The organism is Pseudomonas sp. NFACC45 (genome assembly GCF_900113505.1).
Taxonomy (GTDB): domain Bacteria; phylum Pseudomonadota; class Gammaproteobacteria; order Pseudomonadales; family Pseudomonadaceae; genus Aquipseudomonas; species Aquipseudomonas tehranensis.
Map to the genome: position 1 here is coordinate 268,295 of NZ_FOPO01000008.1, position 25,033 is coordinate 293,327.

The following is a 25,033-nucleotide window of genomic DNA, read 5'->3' on the forward strand; positions in this document are numbered from 1 at the left end:
GGGAGCGAGCCTGCTCGCGATTGCGGTTAGTCAGTTGCATGAGCGTTTACTGACCCATCGCCATCGCGAGCAGGCTCGCTCCCACAAGGGGTTGCAATGAGCACAGACGCTGAGGTCATCCGCACCTTAGCTGTTAAGATGCCGGCATCTTCCCATCCGGCCTGCTGCAATGTTGCTTTCCTGCCTCGACTGGCGCCCCCAACCCCGCCTGGAACGCCTTCATCTGGGCTGGCTCGCCCGTGCCGGAGTTGAAGTGGCGGTGCTGCGTTTGGATCAGATTGACCCCCTGATCAGCGGCAACAAGTGGTTCAAGCTGGTTCACCATGTGCGCGCTGCCCATGAGACCGGTGCCCAGGGGATCATGAGCCTGGGCGGTGTCTATTCCAACCATCTGCATGCGCTGGCAGCGGCTGGCAAGCGCTTCGGGTTCCCAACGGTCGGGCTGCTGCGCGGTCATCCCCAGGAAACGCCGACGGTCCTTGACCTCAAAGCGTTCGGCATGGATCTGCACTGGCTGGGTTATGGCGGATACCGAGGGCGGCACGCCGCGGATTTCTGGCAACCCTGGCAGGCGCAATACCCGCACCTGCATCCGGTGCCCGAGGGCGGTTCAGGATTGTCCGGCGCGCAGGGTTGCATGGATTGGGTGGCCGGGGCCCGTGAACAATTGGCGGCGTTGGGTTGGGTGGATTATGACGGCTGGTGGCTGGCCTGCGGTACCGGGACCTCCCTGGCGGGGCTGGTGGTGGCTGAAGCGGGGGAGCACTCGGTCTACGGCGTGTTGGCTGTGCCTCCGAATCACGGCGTGGCGCAACAGGTCGAAAGCATCGTAGAGCAGGCAGGTCTTTGCAACCCGCGTTATGAGTTGTTCGATGGCAGCCGTGGCGGGTTCGCCCGGGTCGATGCCGAACTCGTCGCCTTCATCCACGCCTCTGGCGCTATCGAACTGGAGCCGCTGTATACCGGCAAGGCGTTGATGCTGCTCAAGGCCCGGGTCGAGGCCGGACAGTTTGCCCGCGGCACCCGCTTGATTTTCGTTCACACCGGCGGCTTGCAAGGCCGCCGAGGGTTTGAATAACCAGCGTCAACCGCGTTTGGGCATCATCCGCAGCAGGGTGTTATCGCGCACGATGTAGTGATGGTACAGCCCCGCCAGGGCATGCAGGCCAATCAGCCAGTAGCCAATGGTGCCCCCCAACTCATGCCAGCCCTCCAGTTGTTTGGCAAAGTCTTTGTCCTGATCGATCAGCAGCGGCAAGTCGAAACCATAGAACATCACCTGATGCCCTTCGGCACTGGTGATCAGCCACCCCAGCAATGGCATGGCGATCATGAACAGATACAGCGCCCCGTGCATCAGGTGGGCAAGGAAGGTCTGCCAGGCAGGCGAGGCTGGAAAGATGGCTGGAGCCTTCCCCATGCTGCGGGCGAACAGGCGTAGCCAGACCAGCACAAACACGGTCAGGCCGAGCATGAAGTGAGCTTCTTTGATCAGGGTCCGACCGTCACTGCCCTTGGGGAATATCCCTCGCAGTTCGATGCAGGCATAAACCACGGCCAGTAGAATCAGCATCAGCCAATGCAGGGCGACCGTGGCGGTACTGTAGCGGATATCCGAGCTTTTCCAGGGCATGCAGGTATCTCCAGTCATCAGGTAGATCACCGTCTTGAGCGGCGTTGCGCGCTTACTGTAAGTCCGTTTTGTTGGCGTCGCTTGAGCCAGATCATTTTCGCCAGTATCAGGGTGTCAGGTCTGGCGGATTCAAGAGCCAGTCCAATAGCAGCCTGGTGTCTCGTTGGCCCTGCACCGGTTTCGCCTGCGTAGCCGGCTGCGCACCGCCAACATCGCCTACCCCCAGGCACAGCACCGGTCGGTCGGGGTCACCATCGAGAAAGCTCACCAGCACTACGCTGCCGGTCCTCAGGGCGGGGCCGGCGTTCGGCGTCAGGCGTGACACCGGCAACGTGATGCCTTCGTTATCCGGGGTCCACAGGCTGACAGTGACACGGCCGCGTTGATCGGGGCTTGTCGGCTGATCGCCAGGGTCGAGTACGTATGCCAGGTGATAGCCGGGGATGCAGGGTCTTGGATGCTTGAGGGCCGGCCTGAATACGGTGGACCATGGGATGGCCGAAAACCGGTTGCGGTAATCGCGGGTCGCCGGTGTGGGCGACAGGTTGGTTTCAAGGATGGAAAATTGCCGCCCGCGATGCTGGATATCGGTGATCAGCCACTGGTCGTTGAAGGTGGACTCCGGGTGTTCACTGATCTGCACGATATGGCCGCTGCGCAGGAAGGGTTGGTGGCTATGGCCTTGGATCTCCCGCTGTCGACAGCGCAGCCGCTCAAGTCTGCGGCGGCCGGCCTGGTAACGATGAGCCAACGTCGGATTGCTGCGTATCGTCTCGTGATTTTCACCTTCGAAGGCGTGATTGGCCGCGCTGTCCCCGGCTTGGCTTGTGTCGCGATCACTGAAGCCGACCGGCAGGCCATGGGTCATTGTGCGGTGTCGCTGGTACACCTGCCTGATGGCTGGTTGCTGGCCGGGATCGGGGCGCAGGTTCAGTTCGACCGGACGGGCGGGAAAACTTTTCGGGTCTTCGGCGAACACCAGGACATGGCCATGAACGGTGTGTTCGAAGTGGTAATGAATGCCTTCTTCTTCACACAACCGGTGCAGTAGCTCCAGGTCGCTCTCCTCGTACTGGATACAGAACGGGCGGCACGGGTACTGTCCATGGGGCAGTTCAAAGCGGTAGCTGTGGGCCGGCAGAGCATTGTCTTCCAGCAGTCGATGCAGGATCTGCACAGCGCTGAGCCGGTAGAAAACCCGTCGCCGTGGGCCCTGTTCCAGGCGCTGGAGGTACGGCACCAGCGTCAAGCGATAGCCGATGCGGTGTGGGGCATGGCTCGTCACGCCGACGCTGTGCACAACGCCATGCACGCCGGATTCGCCATCGAGTCGCAGGAAGGCGGGCTGGTCCAGCAACGTGTCGGGATTGATCGGCGGCGACAGCCCGATCAATTCAAGGTCGAAACGGTAGGGCTGGTTGAGCGCTTCGCGACCGTTAAACCTCAGGACTTGCAGGCGCAAATCGCTTTGCGTGAGGGTCAGGCTGAAAGGACTTTCCGATTCGTTGCGCATCGCGGTTCTTACTGGCTGGGGAGATAAGTTCACGAGAGTACGAAACCGTAGGAGGAAAGGGGGGGCCAAATCGCCATTTCAGAAACTCCCTACAGCACGTCGGGGAAATGTTGATTCATCGGCGGTGATTTTTTGGTCGATCAGCCGGTTTAGGCCGTATAAACTTGCGCCACAGCGCCGGCCAGCAGATGTCTCGGCGCGACAGACAAGAGAGTGAGTAATGGGCGCACAGTGGAAGGTTAAACACAAAGAAGCGGCTGCCAACGCCAAGGGCAAGATCTTCGGCAAGCTGGTGAAGGAAATCACCATTGCCGCGCGCAACGGCGCTGACACTGCCACCAATGCGCATCTGCGACTGGTGGTCGAGCAGGCGAAAAAGGCCTCGATGCCCCGCGAGACCCTGGAGCGCGCGATCAAGAAAGGCTCCGGCCAGCTCGGCGAAACCGTGCAATACCATCGTGTGACCTACGAAGGCTTCGCACCGCATCAGGTGCCGCTGATCGTCGAATGCGTGACCGATAACATCAACCGCACCGTCGCCGAGATTCGCGTTGCGTTTCGCAAGGGCCAATTGGGTGCCTCGGGTTCGGTTGCGTGGGACTTCAACCATGTCGGTATGGTCGAGGCCTCCCCGGACAGCCCGGACGCCGATCCGGAAATGGCCGCTATCGAAGCCGGTGCCCAGGATTTCGAACCGGGCGAAGACGGCGCGACGCTGTTCCTCACGGATCCCTCCGACCTCGATGCGGTGCAGAAGGCGCTGCCGGAGCAAGGTTTCACCGTGCTGTCCGCCAAGCTCGGCTACCAGCCGAAAAACCCGGTCAGCGGCCTGACGGACGAGCAGATGGCCGAAGTCGAGGCGTTCCTTGAGGGCCTGGACAATCACGACGACGTGCAGGACATGTTTGTCGGGTTGGCCGGTTAAGCACTACAACCCCCTGTGGTGAGGGAGCTTGCTCCCTCACCACAGTCGCGCAGTAAGCCTTCAATCTCCTCAAACCCCGGTCGCCCCAGCACTTGCGGCTGACAGCAGCGCGCCTGCAGATCCTGCAACGTTGCCAGTCCCTCAGCACTGAGCCCCGGTTCGATCCGCGCCAGCAACTCCCCCAATAGAATCCCGAACGCCCGCACTTCGATGCGTTGTAGCGCACGGGTTTGCACCGTGTCGGCAGTGGCGTGGAACGACGCCGCGCCAAAGTCGCCCAACAGACAATCGCCCTGGTCATTGCACAGAATATTGTGCCCGTACAAATCGCCGTGAGTGATGCCCTGGCGGTGCAGGTGCGCCGCCACCGAGGCGATGCCCAGGGCGATGCGCAAGGCCGCGGGAGCGCTTAGATGCAGTGCGTCGGCATACACGTCGCGGGTGCAGGACGCCAGGCTCGGCAGCCCCGCCAGGTTGCGGTAGCTGGGCTCGATCAGCTCCATCACCAGCCCGGCCTGTTGCTCGGGGTGCCCATTGATCTGGCCCAGCACGTCGATCAGGTTCGGATGACGACCTGCGGTGATGCAGGCGTGCATTTCATGCAAGGGGGAGCCATCGCTGGTCATCTGGCCTTTGTACAGCTTGAGCGCAACGTTTCGTGCTATCTGGCCCGGGGGCTGCCACAGCGCCTGATGAATCACCCCCGAAGCGCCTTCGCCTAATTGTTGGTGCACGTAAAGTTGCGACCAGTCGATGGTCGTCGTCCCAGCCAGGATGTCGGCATTGGCCTGGGTTTCCAGCGGGTTGCCGGCATAGGCCAGCCAGCTCAGGCTTGGCAATTCCAGCAACCATTGCGGCAGCTCGGTCAGTTGGTTGGCGGCGATGCGCAGCAGTTCAAGACGATGGCACTGCCCCAGGCTCGTGGGCAACTGCCGCAATCGGTTGCCGGCGAGCATGAGCTTTTGCAAGAACGGGCGTTGGCCGAGCTCTTGCGGTAGCTGACTGATGCGGTTGTCCGTCAGGATCAGCCAGCGCAATAGGGGCGGCAGGGCAGCGCCGGGCACACGTTCGATGCGGTTGGCCTTGAAACCGACCATGGTCAATGCCGCGCAGCGGCCCAGGCATTCGGGCAATTCAATGAAGTGGTTGTCCGAGCAGAACAACACCCGCAGGTGGGTCAGCCGATGCAGATCATCGGGCAGCGCAGTCAACTGGTTGCCGCTGAGATTGAGGACTTCGAGCGAGTCGGCCAGGTCGAAGATTTCCCGGGGGAACTGCGTCAGGCCGCAGGACAGATCCAGCCGTTTGATGCCCGATAGCTGGCCGGCGCGCAGTTGAGCGAGGGTGTGCATGAGAGGTTCGCTGCTGATCAAGGGGCGGGCGTAGCGCCCGAGGCCAGACAGTTAACCAATAATCAGCCCAACACAAAACCCTTTGGCGAGGGATTTATCTGTGGGAGCAAGGCTTGCCCGCGATGCAGGCACCTCGCTTTCTCGCAGACCGCGTTGCTTTCATCGCGGGCAAGCCTTGCTCCCACAAACGTGTCTAGCGTTCGACGCTGCGGTTCCAGCGCGCGTTCCAGGCCGGGCGTTGCTCGTTGACCTGGTCCCAATCCACCGCAATGGCCGTTTCCAGGTACTGCTTCATCGCCTCTACCTGGCCGCGGGTTTTGTCAGTGGTGGGGGTGGTGGGGTTGGACGGGATCTGGTCGCCTTCTTCCAGGGCAATGGCCTGGGCTTGGGGCGTGAGCAGGAAGGCGGCGAGCTTTTGCGCCAGTTCAGGCTGGGTGTTCTGGGCAATGGCGCACTCAGCGACGTTAAGCACCACCGCGCCTTCCTTGGGTTGCGCGTACTCGACCGGCATGCCCTTGAGTTTGAGCGCGGTCACTTGGGTAGGCGTCAACGGGAATAGCGCGGCTTCGTCGGTTTGCAGCATTTCGGAAATCTTCGCGGAGCTCGGGATATATTCCAGCACGTTGCGTCCGACGGTGTTTGGCCAGGCCTTGAAGCCCGGTTCGACGTCGGCTTCGCTGCCGCCCTGGATCCGGTTGAACATCAGGAAACCGTGCAGGCCGAAGGTCGAGGAAGCCAGGGACTGGAATACCAGTTTGTCCTTGAAGCGCGGATCGGCCATGTCCATCCAGGAGGTGGGCGCGCTCCAGCCATTTTCCTTGAACAACCGTGTGTTGTAGGCCAGTCCCGTGACACCGAGGCTGACGGCCACGGCTTGATCCTTGATGCGGCCCTTGGTCGGAATCTGCGCCAGGGGCGGGCTGTCTTCGAGCTTGTCGCACAGCCCCATGGCGATGGCGCGGTACATGATGCCGTCATCGAGGAACATCACGTGCATTTGCGGGTTGCCTTTACTGGCCTGGACTTTCGCCAGGATATCGGCGGAGGTGCCGGGCACGATCACCACTTTGACGTTGTTGGCTTTTTCGAAGGCCGGCAAGACCTTGTCGGCATAAAGCCGCTCCATGGTCCCACCGTTCATGCCCAGATAAAGCGTCGTCTCGGCCAGCGCCTGGCTGACCGGGAGCAGGGCGCCCAGGCAGGAGAAACCCAACGAGCAGAAACCGAACAATGCACTGCGTTTGACGTTATTCATTGGCGCGACCTTCCTCTATCAAGCAACGGAGATGGAGTGAAACCGGGTGATTGAAAACGCATCCAGCGACGTTTTTGACGCGCCGCAGCAGATGATTTCGGTGAGCGCCTGGCCCACCGCGGGACCGATCTGAAAACCTGCGCCGGCAAAGCCGAACGCATGCAACAGGCCGGGTTGGATGCTGCTGTGGCCGATCACCGGTTGGCGATCGGGCAGGTAACCTTCGGTGCCGCTCCAGGTGCGAATCGCTTGGGCACCCTCCAAAAAAGGGTAGAGCTCGACGGCTTGGCGCAGGATGTCGATCACTGCGTTCTGGCCGGGTCGGGCGCGGGCATCGTCCAGGGCGAAACCCTGGCCGCCCCCCAGCACGCAATTGCCGCGGGCGACCTGACGGGCGTAGATACCGCCGCCCTCCACGCCGGTGCTGGCATCCATCACCAAGGGCAATGGCTCAGTGACCAGCATCGCTGGATGTCCGGCGTGCATGGGCACCGCTTCGCCAAATTGCCCGGCAAAATGGCTCGCCCAGGCGCCCGCGCAGTTCAGCAGCCAGGGAGCCTGAAGCACCAGGCCCGTTTCGGTACGCACACCAAAGCGCTGGCCGTCATGCTCCACATGACTGACTGCGCATTGTTCAAAGACCTGTGCGCCATGCCTGCGGGCCGCTTGGGCAAATGCCGGGGATACCAGTCGCGGGTTGGCGTGGCCGTCGTCCGGGCAGAGGGATGCTCCGACTGCAACTGCACCGACCCATGGGAAGCGGACGCGCAACTGGTCACGGTCCAGCAGTTGCAGATCAAGGCCGAAGCCCTGGCTGTTGGCGGCATAGTCGTGCAGGGCTCGCAAGTCGTCGGGGCTGCGGGCCAATTTCAGGTGACCGCTGCGCTGGTATTCCCCGTCGATGCCGATCAACTGTGGCAACTGGCTCCAGATTTCATGGGCCCGTTGCGACAGCGGCAGTTGTGACAACGGTCGACCCTGGCGCCGTACGCCGCCGTAGTTCACGCCGCTGGAGTGCGAACCGCAGAAGTCTCTCTCCAGCAATGCCACCCGGCGTCCGGCTTTGCTCAGGAACAGCGCGGCCGAGGCCCCGACGATACCGCCGCCAATGATCACGACGTCCACTTCGATCATGGCTCGACCTCCAGGCCAAACGGTAGGGGCTTGACCGGTGCCTGTGCCCGCATCCGGCCGATTTCGCCGACCGGACGCCCGCTCTCGCTGGCAATGATTTCCGCCGCTGCCGCGCCGCACATTCTGCCTTGGCAACGCCCCATGCCGACCCGGCAATGGGCCTTGACCCGGTTGATTTCCCAATGGCCTTCGCCCACTACCTGGCGGATCTCGCCGGCGCTGACCTCTTCGCAGCGGCAGATCATCAGGTCGTCAGCGGCGTGGGCGGCCCAATCCGTGGGAAGGACAAAGGCGCGCTCCAAGCCCTGTCGGAAACGGCCGATGCGCTCCAGGGATTGTTCCAGTTGGGCGCAACGCTGCGGGTCGACGAGGTAGCCGAGGTCTTCGAGCAAGGCCAGGGCTGCACGTTCGCCGGCTATCTCCGCAGCGTCGGCCCCCATGATTCCAGCGCCGTCGCCTGCCAGGTAGACCCCTGGCACGCTGCTGCGACCGGCAGGGTCGCGCTGTGGCAGCCAGGCGCGGTTCAGGTGACTCCAGAAAAATTCGCAGCCCAGCAGGTCAGCCAGTTGGGTTTCGCTGCGCAAGCCGTGGGCGAAGGCCACCGCGTCGCAGTCGAGCGATTGCAGGCCTTTTGTGGTGCGCCACTGCAATGACTGGACGCGCCTTTCTCCGTCGATACGCGACAGGCTCGCACCTTGATGCACAGCAATGCCGTGGCTGGTCAGCCAGGCACGATAGTAGAGCCCCTTGGCCAGTGTGACCGGCTGAGCCAGCAGGCCGGGCAGGGCGCGGGCCTGGGCGCTCAAGGGCGAGCTGTCGAGTACCGCGAGCACCTTGGCACCGGCTCTGGCGTATTGATAAGCCACCAGATAAAGCAACGGGCCGCTGCCGGCGAACACCACTCGTTCACCGATGGCGCACCCCTGGAATTTCAGGGCGATCTGCGCCGCGCCCAGGCTGTACACGCCCGGCAGGGTCCATCCCGGAGCGGGAAGGATTCGGTCAGTGGCGCCCGTTGCGACGATCACCCGGGAGTAATCCAGGCGCGCGGCGCGGCCCTCATGCAAGGTATCCAGCAGGCCGGCCTCGGCGTTCCACACCAGTGTGTCTGGCCGGTAATCGAGCTGTTCGCGCAACGCGTCGAAGGTTTGGTGCAGGGCGCTGGCTTTGTGCGCCTCAAAGCCATACAGCTTGGCTGGCGAGCGTTTGAAGTTGGCCGGTTGTCGCCGATAGATCTGTCCGCCACCGCGTGCGGCTTCGTCCAGAAGAATGGGGTAAACGCCGTGGGCGACCAGGGTCTGGGCGGCGCGGATACCCGCCGGGCCGGCCCCGATGATGGCTACCGGTTTCATAGCCACCTCACAGGCGATGCGGTGGGTTTGGCGGATTCTTCAAAGACGCTATCGCGAGCAGGCTCGCTCCCACAGGGGCGCGATGGTGATGCTTGCTGCACATCCCTTGTGGGAGCGAGCCTGCTCGCGATGAGGCCATCCCAGCCGGCACTGTTCATAGCTGACGCCCCGGTTCACGGATGACTTGCTGGCCGGCTTCAAGCAGCGTCGAGCAGGCGCGCACGCGGCGGCCGTCGCCCAACCGGACCCAGCAATCCTGGCAGGCGCCCATCAGGCAGAAACCGGCCCGGGGCTCGGCGCTGAAGTCGCTGCCGCGCAAATGTTCGCTGCAGGTCAGCACAGCGGTGAGCAGGGTATCGCCCAGCAGACCGATGGCCGGTTTGCCGTCGAGGGTAAAGTCCAGTGCCGGGCGGTCGCCCTCGGCCAGTCGTGTCAGCAGAGCCATGGCGCCCTCATTGTTTGCCCACCAGAACCCGATCCAGGCCATAGACCCGGTCGAGCAGAATCATGGTCAGCGCCGTGAGCGCGATGACCAGCGCCGAAACCGCCGCCATCATCGGGTCGATGGATTCGGTGGCGTAGACATACATGCGCACCGGCAGGGTTTGCGTGGCCGGTGACGTGACGAAGATCGACAAGGTGACCTCGTCGAAACTGTTGATGAACGCCAGCAACCAACCCCCGGCTACCCCGGGCAGAATCATCGGCAAGGTGATTTGCCGAAACAGTGTGAAGCGCCCGGCCCCTAGCGATTGCGCGGCCTGCTCGGCGCTGCGGTCCAGACCGATGGCCGAGGCCAGCACCAGACGCAGCACATACGGAGTAATCACCAGCACGTGGGCGAAGATCAGCCAGGTGAAGCTGCCGTTCACGCCCATCAGCGCAAACAGCCGCAGCAATGCCACACCCAGCACCAGGTGCGGAATGATGATTGGCGACAGGAACAGAGCATTGAAAAAATCCCGGCCAGGGAATTCGAGTCGAGTGATCGCCAGTGCTGCCGGCACCGCGATCAGCGTCGCCAACGACGCCGCGCTGAACGCCAGGATCAGGCTGTTGTAGAACGCATCGATAAAGTCGGCGCGTTCGAACACCGCACGGAACCAGCGCAGGGAAAACGCCGTGGTGGGCAGGCTCAGGGTGTTTTCCGGGGTGAAGGCAACCAGACACACCACCACCAGCGGCGCCATCATGAACACCACCACCAGGGCATGAAACAACAGGGCGAAAGGACCGTTCCTGGACATGACGAGTTACCCCAATGACTTCTTGTAGCGGCCTTCGATCATGCGGTTCCACGACAGCATGATCAGCAGGTTGAGCAGCAGCAACGCGACGGCAATCGCCGCGCCCATTGGCCAGTTCAGCTCCGACAGGTACTGGTCGTAGATCAGCGTGGCGACCATTTTCAGACGGCGTCCGCCGAGCAGGCCGGGAATGGCGAAGGAGCTGGCGGCGAGGCCGAACACGATGAGGGTGCCGGACAATACGCCGGGCATGATCTGCGGCAGCACGACCTTGCGCATCACCGTGAACTGGCTGGCGCCCAAGGACAGCGCGGCCTGTTCGGCGGCCGGATCAAGCTTTTGCAGCGAGGTCCAGACCGGGATGATCATGAACGGCAGCATCACATGCACCAGGGCGATGACCACGGCAAACGGCGTATAGAGCAGCTTCATCGGTGAACCACCGAAGGCTTGCAACGTCTGGTTGACCAGCCCGTCGGCACCCAGCAGCAGACTCCAGCCGAAGGCCCGTACCACCACCGAAATCAGCAGCGGCGTGAGAATCAGAATGAGGAAAATCGAGCGCCAAGGCGCGCCCATGCGGCTGAGGATATAGGCCTCGGGCACACCGATCAGCACGCACAAAATAGTGGTGAGTGCGCTGATCCAGAATGTGCGCAAAAAGATCTCGTAATAGTACGGGTCGCTCAGCAGGCTCGCGTAGTGGTCGAGGGTGTAGGCGTGCGCGTCGATGCCGGTGCCGTAGTCGAAGACGTTGAACGACAGCACCAACGTCAGCCCCAAGGGAATGACCAGCAGGCCCAGGTACCAGGCCAGGGCGGGGGCTGACATCAGGTAGCCTTGCCTTCCCCGGCGCATTGCATCGATCAGTTTCATGCCGGCACCTCGTCCACGCTCAGCACCCGCAGCAGCGCCGGATCCCAGTCAAGACCCACCGCCGTGCCTTCGGTCAGCGGCGCGCAGCCGTCGTTGCGGCGCACCACGCTGAGTTCGCCCAGGTTGGTCGAAACACCGTACAGCCATTGGCTGCCGAGAAAGAAGCGGCTGACGATGACGCCTTGCAACCGACCCGAGCCGGCTTGGCACAGATCGATTTTCTCTGGACGCAGGCTCAAGACCAGTGGGCCGTGGCCCTGGCGGCAAGCTTGAACGTTGCCCTGGCTGTCGCGCTCGCCGGGCAGCAGGTTGGCTTTGCCGACGAAGCCGGAAATGAATTCGGTGCGCGGGTGTTCGTAGAGGGTGTACGGCGCGTCGATCTGAGTGATTCGCCCGGCCTGCATCACCACGACCCGGTCACTGATGGACAGTGCTTCGGATTGGTCGTGGGTCACCATCAATGTAGTGATGCCGACTTCTCGCTGAATGCGGCGGATTTCGTACTGCATCTCCTCGCGCAGGTTGGCGTCGAGATTGGACAGCGGTTCGTCGAGCAGCAGCACTGGCGGCTCGATCACCAGCGCCCGGGCCAGTGCCACACGCTGGCGCTGGCCGCCCGAGAGTTCCCGCGGGTAGCGCTCGGCGTGCTGGTCCAGACGCACCAGCTTCAGCACCCGATTCACCCGTTGTTGCAGCTCGGCGCCGGGCACTTTTCGCATGCGCAGGCCGAAAGCGACGTTGTCCTTGACGGTCATGTGGGGGAACAGCGCGTAGCTTTGGAACACGACGCCCAGGCCCCGACTGGCGGGCTTGGCGTGGGTGATATCGCGACCGTCAAGCAGGATGCGCCCACTGCTGACTTCGACGAAGCCGGCGATCATTTGCAAGGTGGTGGTTTTGCCGCAGCCTGAGGGGCCCAGCAGCGAGACGAATTCGCCTTTTTCCACCGAGAGATGGGTGTCCACCACGGCATCGATGTCGCCGTAACGTTTGCCAAGTCCTTCAAGTTGCACAAAAGCCATGATTGCGCTCCACCTGAGATTGTTATGCGTCGCCACAAGGCGCGCTTTTTTGTATGGGCAGATACGAAAAGATGCTGCGGGGTGCGTTGGCGCTCGGCGTTAAGTCGGCTGCCGCTGTTGTTCGAATCGCCCCTGTATGGACGCAGAGTAGGACGAAGAATAGGATGGGCTCAATGGACTATTTCACTGAAGCGACGACTATTTTCAGTTTCCTTCGGTGAGTAAATTAGCTACCGAGAAATCTAATGTCAGATTCCATTGATCGGAATAACGAAAAAAATGAAGTTGGGGTCGGCGCGGTCTCCCGACTGTTTGCCGTGTTGCGCAGCCTGGGAGAAACCATCGAGGGCGGGGAGCGGGTTACGCAATTGGCTCAGCGCATCGGCCTGTCTCAACCCACCACGCATCGCATGCTGCGTAGCCTGATGGACGAAGGCATGGTCGAGCAGGACGCGCGCAGCAAACGCTATCGCCTGAGCCTGGACTTTTTTGCCTTGGCCGCGCGTGCCGGGAACACCGGCAACCTGCGTGAGTTGACGCGGCCTGCCATGCTGCGGCTGTCGGCGTCCCTGGGGGATTCGTTATTTCTGCTGGCGCGCAGTGGTTTTGATGCGATCTGTCTGGACCGCAGTGAAGGTCCTTTCCCGATCCGCACATTCACCGGCGACATCGGCGGTCGCGTGGCGTTGGGCGTGGGGCAGGGCAGCCTGGCGATTCTGGCGTTCCTGCCGGAAGAAGAGCGCGACACGGTGATCCAGTACAACCTGCCACGGCTCAAGGATTTTCATTTGTACGATGAAGTCTTCCTGCGCACGGAAGTGGAGAGCGTACGCGCGCTGGGCTACGCCGGACGCAATACTGGCGTCTTGCAAGGCATGGCCGGGGTGGCTGTGCCGATCCTGGACCGGGAGGGCCGCGCCGTGGCGGCGTTGAGCGTGGCGACCGTGAGTGATCGACTGGGGCCCGACCGCCTGCCGACGGTGGTGGAGATGCTTAAGCGCGAGGCGGCGCTGATCGGGCCGCGGATCAATCCGTTCGACCCACTGCTGCGCAGGCCTTCGCAGGTGTTTGGGCAGGGTTAAATTTCACGACATCTCCAGCCCCTGTGGGAGCGGGCTTGCTCGCGAAGGCGCTGGCACATTCAACATCAATGTCGTTTGACACACCGCCTTCGCGAGCAAGCCCGCTCCCACAGGGGATCTGCGGTGCTCAGAAATTCAGGGTCTGCTTGAGCTTTTGCGCCGCTGGCGTATCACTGGGTATGACCATCGCATAGTTGTATCCCGGCCCGGACCAATACTCGGCCTGCAACTCGCCGTCACGACGGCTGCCGCGCGGTAGCAGGAAATTTTTCGGGCCCGGTGGACGCACGTAGAAGCTGATTTTCTGACCGCTCGGGTCCTGATAAACCACCATTGCCGCCGCCCCTTGCTCGGTGCTCAGCAATCGCCCGCTGACCGGCTTGAATCCTGCCCCCGACAGATCTGGCAGGCGGTCGGCCCGGGTGAAATAACGGTCGAGCCAGCCTTGCATGGTGCTCTCGTCGCCGCCTTGATAATCGGCCGGCAGGATGCCTTGTTGGGCAAACAGTCGATACGCCTGTAAGGCGTCGGTCATGGGCAGCATAGCGCTGACGAGCGTCATCTCCCGGGCCTTCCAGCCGCTCAAACCGCCGACACTGACGGCCAGCAGCAACACTGCCGCGCTGGCCAGATGACGATGGAACCGATGTTTCAGGCGTTGGCGGATCGCTATCGGGTCGAGGTCCGGATTGGGCGCGTGTTGCAGGCCTGCGTTCAGGGCCGCGCGCAAGTGTTGTGCGTCCTGTTGCCAGGCCTGGACTCGGGCGGCGACTTCCGGGTGATGGGCCAGGTAGTTTTCCATCAGACGCTGGTCGGCTTCGCTCAGTTGATGATCGACGAAGGCGTGCAGGTCGTTGTCGCTGGGGGGCATGCTGATCATTTGAGTATCCGCAGGGCAGGGCGGGTGATTTCGCCGTCGCTGAGTTGGCGCAGGGCCTGGCGGGCGCGGGATATGCGTGACATTACGGTGCCGGTCGGTACGTCGAGGATGTCGGCCACTTGCTGGTAGCTCAAGCCTTCCACTGACACCCACAGCAATAGCGCGCGTTGTTCGGTGGTCAGTTGATCGAACGCCTCGAGGGACGTTTGGGCGATCACGCTGCGCTCGGCCGAAGGGTGAGCGTCGTCGCGGCCGGTAAAAAATTCCAGCATGCGGGCATAGCGCCGGGAACGACGATGGCTATCGAGAAACTGTCGATAAAGAATCGAAAACAGCCAGGCCCGAAGATCGCCGTCGGCCCGCTTGTCGTTCCATTTTGACAATGCCCGCTCCAGGCATGCTTGCACCAGGTCGTCAGCGTTGCTGGGGTTGCGCGTCAACGACACGGCAAACCGCCGTAGTCGGGGGATGAGCGTGCGCAACTGTTCGTCGAGTTCGTTCATGGCTGTGCTTCTTTGGCAGTCACTGCGCCGGGAGTGGAAAGACGACTCGCGAAGGAGATTATTCCAGCCTGGAAAAAATAAATACGAAGCGTGGGAATAAAACCCTCAGGCTTTCGTCTGACGGGTCCTTTGTAGAAATGGCCTTGGGCCTTGGAGCTTCGTCATGGTTGACCCTTCCTCTGAACCGAGCCGGCCGCCGTTGGGTGCCACCAGCCTGGCGCTGCGCCTGAGCGGCATCGCCGTGATTGTCGCCGCGTTGGCCGGGACATTTGCCTACGTCAATGGAACCCTTGACCCACAACGCCTGACGCCGAATGCGTTGGTCAATGTGCTGGAAAAGAACAACGGCGTGCACCCCGGCTTTCGTCGTAATCACTCCAAAGGGGTTTGCGTTGCGGGCTATTTCCAAAGCAGCGGTGAAGCTCGCCCCTATTCCAGTGCCCAAGTCTTCATGGAGCCGCGCACGCCGGTCGTCGGGCGGTTTGCCTTGCCCAGCGGCAACCCCTACGCGCCGGACAACAGCGTGCCGATCCGCAGTCTGGCGCTGCGCTTCACCCAGGCCAACGGGCAGCAGTGGCGTACCGGCATGAACAGCATGCCGGTGTTTCCGGTGGGCACTCCCGAAGCGTTCTATCAGTTGCAACAGGCCCAATCGCCGGATCCGGCCACGGGTAAACCCAACCCTGCGGCCGTCCCCGCCTTCTTTGCCGCGCACCCGGAAGCCAAACCGTTCCTGCAATGGATCAAGACCGCGAAGCCCTCGGCCAGCTATGCCACCGAAATCTATAACGGCATCAATGCGTTCTATCTGGTCAATCCTGCTGGACAACGCCAGGCGGTGCGGTGGGGCGTGGTGCCAGTGGCCGCAGATGGCACGCAAGTGACCTCACCCCAGGGCGCCGACTTTCTGGAACAGGATCTGGTGAAGCGCCTGGCTGCGGGGCCGTTGCGCTGGCAACTGAATATCACTTTGGCCAATCCGGGCGATCCGGTGAATGACGCCAGCAAAGCCTGGCCCGAAGATCGAAAGGTGCTCAACGCCGGTACGCTGGTGCTGGAGCGCACCCAGTCGCAGGACGACGGCGAATGCCGCGACATCAACTATGACCCGCTGATTTTGCCCAACGGCATCGAAGGTTCAGAAGACCCGCTTTTGGCGGCGCGCTCTGCCGCGTATGCCAGCTCGTACTTGCGGCGCACCAGCGAAGTCAGTCAATTGCCCGCCAACCAGGAGTCCCGCCCATGAGCACCCCTCGACACTTCGCACCGCTGGCGCGACTGCTGCACTGGTTGATGGCATTGATGGTCATTGCCATGCTCTTTATCGGCGCGGGCATGGTGGCCTCGGTGTCCGAGCGCCATGAATGGCTGCTTCAGTTGCACAAACCCTTGGGCATCGCGATTTTGCTGCTGGTGATCGTGCGCCTGGTGGTGCGCTTTACGACGCGCCAACCGCCATTGCCGGCCGATCTGCCAGGCTGGCAGGCGTTGGCGGCCAAGGCCTCCCATGTTCTGCTGTATGCCTTGATGTTGATTTTGCCATTGTTGGGCTGGGGCATGATTTCAGCGGCGGGAGACCCGGTGATGCTCAGCAGCTCCCTGCAATTGCCTTCCATCGTACCGGCGGATGCCCAGACTTTCGCACTGTTGCGCAAGGCTCACGGCTACCTGGCTTATCTATTGTTCCTGACCGTGCTGGTGCATCTGGCGGCGGCACTGTTTCATGGTTGGGTGCGTCGGGATGAGGTGTTGGACAGTATGTTGCGTGGCAAGGGCTGATGATTGTGGGAGCAAAGCTCCCACCTAGGATATCCATCTTGGACCAGGGTTGATCAGGTCGTTGGATTAACGCAATTCGTCAACCATGGTCTCAATGCTGCTCAATACATCCTTGCCCAGTTGCATCGAACGCTTGCCGGACCAGCCGGTGCGAGGATCCGGGTGGTCGTCATGATCCTTGAACGGCATCTCCAGGGTCAGGGACAGGCAATCGTATTTTTGGCCGACTGCGTTACAGGCCAGGGTCATGTTGGCCAGGCCCGGTGCGTCGCGGGTATAGCCGTGAGCGGTCTGAAAGTCTTTGGTCTGGTGCTTGAGATCGCTGCGAAAGCGCTCTTCAAGTTCGGCAATGCGTGGCGTGTAGCCGGGGTTGCCTTCGCAACCGGCGGTGAAGACGTGAGGGATTTCTTCGTCGCCGTGAACGTCCAGGAACAAATCTACGCCGTATTTTTCCATTTGCTGCTGGACGAAAAATACCTCAGGACTGATTTCCGGACTGGCGTTCTGCCACGCGCGGTTGAGATCCTGACCCATGGCATTGGTACGCAGATGGCCGTGGAAGGCACCGTCAGGATTCATGTTGGGCACCAGATACAGATCGGCCTTGGCAAGCAGTCGGTTCAAGCGCGGGTCGTCCTGATGTTGCAGGCGTTCGATCACGCCCTCCATGAACCACTCGGCCATGTGCTCGCCGGGATGCTGCTGGGCGATGATCCAGACCTTGCGTCGACCTTCGGCACCGCTGCCCTTGCGCAGTAGTTGAATGTCGCGGCCTTCCACGCTTTTGCCAATGGCCAGCAGTTCGGTCCCGGCCTTGTGCAGTGCCTGCTCGATCAACCAGTCGTGGCGACCGCGGCTGTAGGGTTCGAAGTAGGCAAACCAGGCATGAGACTGTTCGGCTTCCAAGTGAAAGCGCAGGGCGTCGCCTTCGAACTGTGTGGGAATACGGAACCAGTTGACGTGATCATAAGAGGCGACGGCCTGGTAACCCGTCCATGCCTTGTTGTAGGACGATTGACTGGCATTGAGCAAACGAAAGGAATATTCCTGGCCGACATGCAAGCCACTGGCCTTGAAGTGGAACCACTGGAAGTGGGCGCTACGGGTGTCGGGTCTGATCTTCAGCAGTGATTGCAAAGGATTGCTGATGTCGACGATCTCGATGTTGCCGCTGTCGAAATTGGCGCTGATATCAAAGGAAGATTTAGCCACGGTCACGGTTCCTGTGATGGATTTTATGACCGTTACTTTACACGCAAGGAGGAGGATGTCGGGACGATTTGCGTGACAGAAAAGAGGGGGCGTCCTCCCTGGACGCTATTGGAGCTTAGTGAGTCCGCGATTGATTCTCAAGTGCTGCCTGTCGATAGTTTTCGTCGGTACGGCGTGGATTGCTTGAAAAGGGATATTCATTTGCTATCATCGCCGCCATTGAATGAGCGACACCCAAAAGACTTCATTAGCCTGAAGCCATAAGCCGAAAAATCGGCAAAAAAAGACCCGGCAAAAAGCCGGGTCAAAAACCGTGATTAGCCTGATGAGGAGATATTCCAGAAGTCCGACCTAAGGTCTTCTGGCCTATCGACTGATCTCGCGACCAGCTGATGCAATAATAATCATTATCATTTGCAAGTCAAATGTTTTTATCCTGCCTATTGGAAAATATTTTCCTGGTCCCGCATTCGCGGTGCCATTCCCAAGTGTTACGCCTAGCGAGTAGGGTAGCCATCCAGTGACCGGTCAAGCATCACCTTGACCAGATCAATCATATGCACCACTGAAAAAGCCAGGTCGCGGCTCGACCCTTGTAGTCGGCTGGCGGATTCCTGGGCGGTGGCGGCCGCACAGCGCAGCAGGTCGCAAGCATGGACCAAGGCCTCTTCTGCGCTGATGTTGCGGTTCACGTCGAAGAAGCGATGTTCTGCAGGCGCTTCTGACATACCCGGTTTCAAGTAGTAGTCCAAAGCGCGTTGGGCCGCCGGGCAGTCCTGCAGCGAGGTGAATGTACTGTCGGAAGGGCGGGTGGGCTCATCGTTGTTGAGTCTGTCCATGGTGTCTAGATTCTCCGTGTAGGGGCTGAAATCCTGAATCCAGAATAGTACCTATCGTAATTGTGACGATAATTTAAATACTACATTTTGTGTTTTGATGGTCGGAGCCAGCCAAGTATCGTGCCGCACATGGATAAATGGATAGAGTTGGTCAAGGCCAAGATGAAGGAGCTGCGCATCACGCAAGTGGTGCTCGCAGAACGTTTGGGGATGTCCCAGGGCGGCGTCGGCCATTGGCTGACCAAGCGCCGGCAACCCAGTGTCGACGACATGAACCGGGTCCTGCGGGAGCTGGGGCTGGAGTTTCTTGAAGTGGCAATGGTGATCCGCGAGCCGGACACCTCCACCGAGGAAGGCATGGCCCTGGCGCAGAAGTACAATCCGTACTTCCGCTACCCGGTAAGTGATTGGAGCGAGGTAGGCGAGATTCGCGAAGGCGATCTGCCGTCCTGCAGCCAGGCGCGCTATGAGCTGACGGACTATCACGCTCAGGGGGACGCATTCTGGCTGGTGGTGGTGGGAGATGCGATGACGTCACCCAGCGGGTTGAGCATTCCCGAGGGAATGTCGATCCTGGTGGACCCGGCCATTGAAGCTGCGCCCGGCAAACTGGTGGTTGCCCAGTTGCCTGACAGCAGTGACGCCACCTTTCGCAAATTGATCGAAGAGAGCGGGCAGCGTTACCTGGTCCCGCTCAATCCCACCTACCCGAAAACCCTGTACACCGAGCAATGCCGCATCATCGGTGTGGTCGTGCAGGCCACCATCAGGTTCTGACTGGATCGGCCTGTGGGAGCGGGCCGATACTTATTCTTCGAACGCCACCAACGCGCAGCCCTCGCTGACCATTTCGCCTTCCTGGCAATACAGGGCCTTGATCACACCGGCCTGGGGCGCGCGAATGCTGTGCTCCATTTTCATCGCCTCCAATACCACCAGTTGCGCCCCGGCTTCCACCGTTTGGCCGGCACTCACCAGCACCCGAACAATACTGCCGTTCATGGGGGCGGTCAGGCCGCCTTGGTGGCTGTGGCTGGCTTCGGCGGCGGCCAGCGGGTCGTACACGTCGACTCGGTGCAGGTCTCCTTCCCATTGCAGATACAGACTGTCGTCCTGGCGAATGGCGCGATGCTTGCGACGCAGGCCATCGTGCTCGATCACCAGTTGCTCACCCAGGAATTCTGTACGACCGGCCGTGACGTCCAGGGTCAACGCTCGATCCTGGCCCTCACAGCTAAGGTGCACAGTGGTCTGTCTTGGCAGCCCCAGACGCAGTCCTGCGGTGTTGGCCCAAGGTGAGTTGGCGTCATCAGGCCGTGCACGCGGCGTCAGGCTCAAGGCGAAGCCATGGGCCGCCGCGAGCCAGAAGTCGTCATCCAATTCGCCGGGCTCTGGCAGTAGTTGCGTCTGGTAACGTGGGATAAATCCAGTGTCCAACTCCGCCGCCGCAAAGGCGGGGTGGGCCACGATGCGTCGTAGAAATCCGATGTTGGTTTTCAGCCCGCCGATGGCAAACTCGTCGAGCATGCTCAAAAGCCGCAACCGCGCCTGTTCACGATCCTCGCCCCAGGCAATCAGCTTGCCGAGCATCGGGTCGTAGAACGGTGAAATCTCATCGCCTTCCTCCACCCCGCTGTCGACCCGACGACCCGGTGCCGCACTCGACTCGCGATACAACGCCAGGCGCCCGGTAGCCGGCAGGAAGTCGTTGGCCGGATCCTCGGCATACAGGCGCACTTCGATAGCGTGGCCCCGCAGTGGCACTTGCTCCTGTGTCATTGGAAGCCGCTCGCCACGTGCCACGCGAATCTGCCATGCCACCAGATCAAGGCCGGTTATGGCTTCGGTCACCGGGTGTTCGACTTGCAGGCGCGTGTTCATCTCCATGAAGAAGAACTCACCGCGCGCATCCAGCAGAAATTCCACGGTACCGGCACCGACATAGCCGATGGCTTGAGCCGAACGCACGGCGGCTTCGCCCATGGCCCGCCGCAGTTCCGGGCTCAGGCCCGGCGCGGGTGCTTCTTCGACGACCTTCTGATGCCGCCGCTGGATCGAGCAATCACGTTCATTGAGGTACAGACAGTTGCCGTGCTGATCGGCAAAAATCTGGATTTCCACGTGCCGTGGCTTGAGCAGGTATTTTTCCACCAGCATCCGCGAATCGCCAAACGACGATTGTGCTTCACGCTGGGCCGAAGCCAGCGCTTCGGCCAGTTGGCTGACGTCCTCGACCACTTTCATGCCCTTGCCACCGCCACCGGCAGTGGCCTTGAGCAGTACCGGATAGCCGATGCGTTCGCAGGCGTCGCGGAAGGTCTCCAAGTCCTGGGCTTCGCCGTGATAACCGGGCACCAGGGGTACGCCGGCGGTTTCCATCAGAGCTTTGGCGGCGGACTTGCTGCCCATGGCATCGATGGCCGAGGCGGGCGGGCCGAGGAAGATCAGGCCGGCGTTTTCGATGGCCCGGGCGAACCCGGCATTTTCCGAAAGAAAACCATACCCGGGATGGATAGCCTGGGCGCCGCTGGTCTTGGCCGCGTCGATCAGTTTGTCGATTTGCAAATAGCTGTCAGCGGCCTTGCTACCGCCCAGGTCTACACGGATATCGGCTTCACGGCTGTGACGGGCATCGCGATCGGTGGCGCTGTGGACGGCCACAGTGGTCAGCCCCATGGCCTTGGCGGTGCGCATCACGCGGCAAGCGATTTCACCACGGTTGGCCACCAGCAAGGTGGTGAGGATGGGGGCGCTCATCAACGCGGCTCCTTGTTGTTCGATTCGGCTTGCCAACTGGGCGAGCGCTTTTGCAGGAACGCCCGCAAACCTTCCTGGCCTTGCGGACTGACGCGGATGCGGGCGATGGCGTTTTCGGTGTAGCGCCGCAATGCCGGTGTCAGGGCGCCGTTGCCGACTTCACGCAACAGTTCCTTGCTGGCGCGCATGGCCGCCGGACTGTTGAGCAACAGGTTGTCGACCCATTGTTCGACCTGCTGCTCCAGGGTTTCGGCCGGGTAACTTTCCGACAGCAACCCGATCTCTTTCGCCCGCTGTCCGTCGAAGCGTTCGGCGGTCAGGGCGTAACGCCGCGCGGCCCGCTCTCCGATGGCTTGCACCACGAACGGGCTGATCACCGCCGGCGCCAGGCCGATGCGTACTTCCGAGAGGCAGAACTGCGCTTGATCGGCGCCGATGGCCATGTCGCAGGCGCTGATCAGCCCCAGCGCACCGCCAAACGCCGCGCCCTGGACCACCGCCACGGTAGGAATTTTCAACTTGGCGAGGTTGTACATCAGCTCCGCCAGTTCCCGGGCGTCGTCCAGGTTGGTGTGGTAATCGAGTTCGGCTGACTGCTGCATCCAGGCCAGGTCGGCACCGGCGCTGAAGTGTTTACCGCGACCACGGATCAGCAGAAAACGCAGATTCGGATCACTGCTGACATGGTCCAGGGCAAGGATCAGCTCGCGGATCATTTCGGCGTTGAACGCGTTGTTTTTCTGTTCACGGCTGAGCCACAAGGTGGCAAAGCCGCGGGGGTCGCTGAGCAGTTCGAGGGTGTTGAAGTTATCCATGTGCATTCCCCGTTTACATCCGGAACACGCCGAAGCGGCTCGGTTCGATGGGCGCGTTCAACGACGCGGACAAGGCCAGGCCCAGTACATCGCGGGTCTGGGCGGGGTCGATGACGCCGTCGTCCCACAGCCTCGCGCTGGAATAGTAGGGGTGGCCCTGCTCTTCGTACTGATCGAGAATCGGTTGTTTGATTTCAGCTTCCTGGGCGGCGCTGAACGGATGGCCACTACGTTCGGCCTGTTCGCGCTTGACCTGCACCAATACGCCGGCGGCCTGTTCGGCACCCATCACGCCAATCCGCGCATTCGGCCACATCCACAAGAACCGTGGGTCGTAGGCGCGGCCGCACATGCCATAGTTGCCGGCCCCAAAGCTACCGCCGATGATGACCGTGAATTTCGGCACCTTGGCGCAGGCCACCGCCGTCACCAGCTTCGCGCCGTGCTTGGCGATGCCGCCGGCTTCGTATTTCTGCCCGACCATGAAACCCGTGATGTTTTGCAGGAACAGCAGCGGGATACTGCGTTGACAGGCCAGCTCGATAAAGTGCGCGCCTTTCTGTGCGGCTTCGGCGAAGAGGATGCCGTTGTTGGCGAGAATGGCGATCGGGTAGCCGTGCAAGTGAGCAAAACCGCATACCAGCGTCGTCCCGAACAGCGCCTTGAACTCATCGAACACCGAACCGTCCACCAGCCGCGCAATCACTTCACGCACGTCAAACGGCTGCTTGGCGTCCGCCGAAACCACGCCGTACAGCTCGTCGCTTGAATACAGCGGGGCGATGGGCGCGCGTTGCTGCACTTCGCCGAGCTTGCGCCAGTTGAGGTTGGCGACGCTGCGCCGAGCAATGGCCAGGGCGTGTTCATCGTTGTCGGCGTAGTGGTCGGCGACGCCCGAGATCTTGCAGTGCACATCGGCACCGCCCAGGTCTTCAGCACTGACCACCTCTCCGGTGGCAGCTTTTACCAACGGTGGTCCGGCGAGAAAGATCGTCGCCTGCTGGCGGACCATGATCGCTTCGTCGGCCATCGCCGGCACGTAGGCGCCACCGGCGGTGCAGGAACCCATGACCACGGCAATCTGTGGAATGCCCATGGCGCTCATGTTCGCCTGATTGAAGAAGATTCGCCCGAAGTGTTCACGGTCGGGAAACACTTCGTCCTGGCGCGGCAGGTTGGCACCGCCCGAATCCACCAGATAAATGCACGGCAGGCGATTTTGCTGGGCGATGGTCTGGGCTCGCAGATGTTTCTTCACCGTCAGCGGGTAGTAGGAACCGCCTTTTACCGTCGCGTCGTTGGCGACAATCATGCACTCGACGCCTTCCACCCGGCCGATCCCGGCAATCACGCCCGCGGCCGGCACGTCTTCGCCATACACCTCGTAAGCTGCCAGTTGGCTGATCTCGAGAAACGGCGAACCCGGATCGAGCAAGCGATTGATGCGCTCACGGGGCAGCAGTTTGCCCCGCGAGGTGTGGCGTTCCTGCGCCTTGGGGCCACCACCTTGTTGAACCTGAGCGAGCAGGGTGTGCAAAGCGTCGACCTGTTTGAGCATCGCCTCGCGGTTGGCAATAAATTCCGCTGAGCGCGGATTGAGCTGGGTATGCAGCGTGGCCATGGACAGCTCCGTTTAGCGGGTTTCGTTGAACAGTTCACGACCGATCAACATCCGACGAATCTCACTGGTGCCGGCACCGATTTCGTACAGCTTGGCGTCACGCAGCAGGCGACCGGCCGGGAATTCATTGATGTAGCCGTTACCCCCCAGAATCTGGATCGCGTCGAGGGCCATCTGCGTGGCGCGTTCGGCGCTGTAGAGGATGACCCCGGCGGCGTCCTTGCGGGTGGTTTCGCCGCGCTCGCAGGCTTGGGCCACGGCATAGAGATAGGCGCGGCTGGCGTTGAGTTGGGTGTACATGTCCGCGACTTTGCCCTGGATCAACTGGAATTCGCCGATGCTCTGGCCGAACTGCTTGCGGTCGTGGATGTACGGCACGATCAGGTCCATGCAGGCCTGCATGATCCCGGTAGGGCCGCCCGACAGCACGACACGCTCGTAATCGAGGCCGCTCATCAACACTTTCACGCCGCCGTTGAGCACCCCGAGGATGTTTTCTTCCGGGACTTCGACGTCATCGAAAAACAACTCGCAGGTGTTGGAGCCGCGCATGCCGAGCTTGTCGAATTTGTTGCTGCGACTGAAGCCCTTCCAGTCGCGCTCGACGATGAAGGCGGTAATGCCGTGGGGGCCTTTTTCCAGGTCGGTCTTGGCGTAGATCACGTAGGTGTTGGCGTCGGGACCGTTGGTGATCCAGGTCTTGCTGCCGTTGAGCACGTAGTGATCGCCGCGCTTGTCGGCCCGCAGCTTCATCGACACCACGTCAGAGCCGGCGTTGGGTTCGCTCATGGCCAGCGCGCCGATGTGTTCGCCGCTGATCAGCTTGGGCAGGTACTTGGTTTTCTGTTCGTGATTGCCGTTGCGGTTGATCTGGTTGACGCAGAGGTTGGAGTGGGCGCCGTAGGAGAGCGCGACCGAGGCCGAGCCGCGGCTGATTTCTTCCATTGTCACCACGTGGGCCAGATAGCCCAGACCCGCGCCGCCATATTCTTCCGGGACGGTGATGCCCAGCAGGCCCATGTCGCCGAATTTGCGCCACATGTCGGCAGGGAACAGGTTGTCGATGTCTATCTGGGCGGCCCGTGGCGCTAGCTCAGCTTTGACGAAGGCCTGCACCTGATCACGAAGCATGTCGATGGTTTCGCCGAGGGCAAAGTTCAGGGATGGGTAGCTCATGGGACACCTTTTGGCTTTTTTGTCGGGTGTGGAGAGGGGGGGATTGGTTCTCACCTTTAC

The 25,033-nt window shown here is 61.5% G+C and carries 24 protein-coding genes; 6 read left to right on the forward strand and 18 right to left on the reverse strand.

Annotated features, from left to right (window positions below; translation table 11 throughout):
* The first annotated feature begins 169 nt into the window (after positions 1-169).
* Positions 170-1,078: a 1-aminocyclopropane-1-carboxylate deaminase/D-cysteine desulfhydrase gene (locus BM132_RS16825; RefSeq protein ID WP_092457009.1), complete on the forward strand. Its 909-nt coding sequence runs from the start codon at positions 170-172 to the stop codon at positions 1,076-1,078.
* A gap of 6 nt (positions 1,079-1,084) precedes the next feature.
* On the opposite strand, the gene BM132_RS16830 is transcribed toward BM132_RS16825, so the two are convergent.
* Together BM132_RS16830 and BM132_RS16835 are read right to left on the reverse strand one after the other, a co-directional pair.
* On the reverse strand, positions 1,085-1,633 hold the full coding sequence (locus BM132_RS16830) for a cytochrome b (RefSeq protein ID WP_092457012.1): 549 nt from the start codon (positions 1,631-1,633) through the stop codon (positions 1,085-1,087).
* 106 nt (positions 1,634-1,739) lie between these two features.
* Entirely contained in the window at positions 1,740-3,146 is a 1,407-nt protein-coding gene (locus BM132_RS16835; protein WP_092457015.1) for a type VI secretion system Vgr family protein, read from the reverse strand.
* A gap of 220 nt (positions 3,147-3,366) precedes the next feature.
* Here BM132_RS16835 and BM132_RS16840 point away from each other — a divergent pair, with 220 nt between their 5' ends.
* Positions 3,367-4,071, forward strand: coding sequence for a YebC/PmpR family DNA-binding transcriptional regulator (locus tag BM132_RS16840; RefSeq protein ID WP_092457019.1), 705 nt, complete (start codon positions 3,367-3,369; stop codon positions 4,069-4,071).
* Here BM132_RS16840 and BM132_RS16845 read toward each other — a convergent pair.
* The 8 genes from BM132_RS16845 to BM132_RS16880 form a co-directional block, all read right to left on the reverse strand.
* Positions 4,068-5,423, reverse strand: coding sequence for a leucine-rich repeat-containing protein kinase family protein (locus BM132_RS16845; RefSeq protein WP_092457023.1), 1,356 nt, complete (start codon positions 5,421-5,423; stop codon positions 4,068-4,070). The genes BM132_RS16840 and BM132_RS16845 overlap by 4 nt on opposite strands.
* Before the next feature lie 193 nt (positions 5,424-5,616).
* A complete protein-coding gene (locus tag BM132_RS16850; protein WP_092400595.1) occupies positions 5,617-6,678 on the reverse strand; it encodes an ABC transporter substrate-binding protein in 1,062 nt (353 codons plus the stop codon).
* Between the two features lie 18 nt (positions 6,679-6,696).
* Positions 6,697-7,812 carry an NAD(P)/FAD-dependent oxidoreductase gene (locus tag BM132_RS16855; RefSeq protein WP_092457026.1) on the reverse strand — a complete coding sequence of 372 codons (1,116 nt, stop codon included), beginning with the start codon at positions 7,810-7,812 and terminating at the stop codon, positions 6,697-6,699.
* Positions 7,809-9,164 carry an FAD/NAD(P)-dependent oxidoreductase gene (locus BM132_RS16860; RefSeq protein ID WP_092457029.1) on the reverse strand — a complete coding sequence of 452 codons (1,356 nt, stop codon included), beginning with the start codon at positions 9,162-9,164 and terminating at the stop codon, positions 7,809-7,811. Before BM132_RS16860 ends, BM132_RS16855 begins: the two co-directional genes overlap by 4 nt.
* 154 nt (positions 9,165-9,318) lie before the next feature.
* On the reverse strand, positions 9,319-9,609 hold the full coding sequence (locus BM132_RS16865) for a (2Fe-2S)-binding protein (RefSeq protein ID WP_092457032.1): 291 nt from the start codon (positions 9,607-9,609) through the stop codon (positions 9,319-9,321).
* 7 nt (positions 9,610-9,616) lie between these two features.
* Positions 9,617-10,411 carry an ABC transporter permease gene (locus BM132_RS16870; protein WP_092400603.1) on the reverse strand — a complete coding sequence of 265 codons (795 nt, stop codon included), beginning with the start codon at positions 10,409-10,411 and terminating at the stop codon, positions 9,617-9,619.
* A gap of 6 nt (positions 10,412-10,417) precedes the next feature.
* Entirely contained in the window at positions 10,418-11,287 is an 870-nt protein-coding gene (locus BM132_RS16875; RefSeq protein ID WP_092400605.1) for an ABC transporter permease, read from the reverse strand.
* Positions 11,284-12,309, reverse strand: coding sequence for an ABC transporter ATP-binding protein (locus BM132_RS16880; protein ID WP_092400607.1), 1,026 nt, complete (start codon positions 12,307-12,309; stop codon positions 11,284-11,286). The genes BM132_RS16875 and BM132_RS16880 overlap by 4 nt, the downstream gene beginning before the upstream one ends.
* A gap of 245 nt (positions 12,310-12,554) precedes the next feature.
* Here BM132_RS16880 and BM132_RS16885 point away from each other — a divergent pair, with 245 nt between their 5' ends.
* Entirely contained in the window at positions 12,555-13,391 is an 837-nt protein-coding gene (locus BM132_RS16885) for an IclR family transcriptional regulator (protein WP_092400609.1), read from the forward strand.
* A gap of 127 nt (positions 13,392-13,518) precedes the next feature.
* Here BM132_RS16885 and BM132_RS16890 read toward each other — a convergent pair whose 3' ends face one another.
* Entirely contained in the window at positions 13,519-14,271 is a 753-nt protein-coding gene (locus tag BM132_RS16890; protein WP_092457035.1) for an anti-sigma factor family protein, read from the reverse strand.
* Positions 14,268-14,774, reverse strand: a complete 507-nt coding sequence (locus BM132_RS16895) for a sigma-70 family RNA polymerase sigma factor (protein ID WP_092457038.1) — start codon at positions 14,772-14,774, stop codon at positions 14,268-14,270. The genes BM132_RS16890 and BM132_RS16895 overlap by 4 nt, the downstream gene beginning before the upstream one ends.
* 163 nt (positions 14,775-14,937) lie before the next feature.
* Here BM132_RS16895 and BM132_RS16900 point away from each other — a divergent pair, with 163 nt between their 5' ends.
* Positions 14,938-16,020: a catalase family peroxidase gene (locus tag BM132_RS16900; RefSeq protein WP_092457041.1), complete on the forward strand. Its 1,083-nt coding sequence runs from the start codon at positions 14,938-14,940 to the stop codon at positions 16,018-16,020.
* Entirely contained in the window at positions 16,017-16,553 is a 537-nt protein-coding gene (locus BM132_RS16905; protein WP_092457044.1) for a cytochrome b, read from the forward strand. Before BM132_RS16900 ends, BM132_RS16905 begins: the two co-directional genes overlap by 4 nt.
* 66 nt (positions 16,554-16,619) lie before the next feature.
* Here the strand turns inward: BM132_RS16905 and BM132_RS16910 are convergent, their stop codons facing one another.
* Positions 16,620-17,771 carry a M14 family metallopeptidase gene (locus BM132_RS16910; protein ID WP_092457046.1) on the reverse strand — a complete coding sequence of 384 codons (1,152 nt, stop codon included), beginning with the start codon at positions 17,769-17,771 and terminating at the stop codon, positions 16,620-16,622.
* Positions 17,772-18,262: 491 nt separating this feature from the next.
* Positions 18,263-18,604 (reverse strand): DUF6124 family protein, encoded by a 342-nt coding sequence (locus tag BM132_RS16915; protein WP_092457049.1) that lies wholly within the window; start codon positions 18,602-18,604, stop codon positions 18,263-18,265.
* A 129-nt stretch (positions 18,605-18,733) separates the two neighbouring features.
* Here BM132_RS16915 and BM132_RS16920 point away from each other — a divergent pair, with 129 nt between their 5' ends.
* Complete coding sequence (locus BM132_RS16920) at positions 18,734-19,381, forward strand: LexA family protein (RefSeq protein WP_092457052.1); 648 nt, start codon at positions 18,734-18,736, stop codon at positions 19,379-19,381.
* Between the two features lie 30 nt (positions 19,382-19,411).
* On the opposite strand, the gene BM132_RS16925 is transcribed toward BM132_RS16920, so the two are convergent.
* Genes BM132_RS16925 through BM132_RS16940 form a run of 4 tightly spaced genes read right to left on the reverse strand, consistent with a single transcriptional unit; the run spans position 19,412 to position 24,973 of the window.
* Complete coding sequence (locus BM132_RS16925) at positions 19,412-21,361, reverse strand: acetyl/propionyl/methylcrotonyl-CoA carboxylase subunit alpha (RefSeq protein WP_092457054.1); 1,950 nt, start codon at positions 21,359-21,361, stop codon at positions 19,412-19,414.
* Positions 21,361-22,176: a gamma-carboxygeranoyl-CoA hydratase gene (locus tag BM132_RS16930; protein WP_092457057.1), complete on the reverse strand. Its 816-nt coding sequence runs from the start codon at positions 22,174-22,176 to the stop codon at positions 21,361-21,363. Before BM132_RS16930 ends, BM132_RS16925 begins: the two co-directional genes overlap by 1 nt.
* A 13-nt stretch (positions 22,177-22,189) precedes the next feature.
* Complete coding sequence (locus BM132_RS16935; protein ID WP_092457059.1) at positions 22,190-23,797, reverse strand: carboxyl transferase domain-containing protein; 1,608 nt, start codon at positions 23,795-23,797, stop codon at positions 22,190-22,192.
* A 12-nt stretch (positions 23,798-23,809) separates the two neighbouring features.
* Positions 23,810-24,973, reverse strand: coding sequence for an isovaleryl-CoA dehydrogenase (locus tag BM132_RS16940; protein WP_047228468.1), 1,164 nt, complete (start codon positions 24,971-24,973; stop codon positions 23,810-23,812).
* Positions 24,974-25,033: the final 60 nt, after the last annotated feature.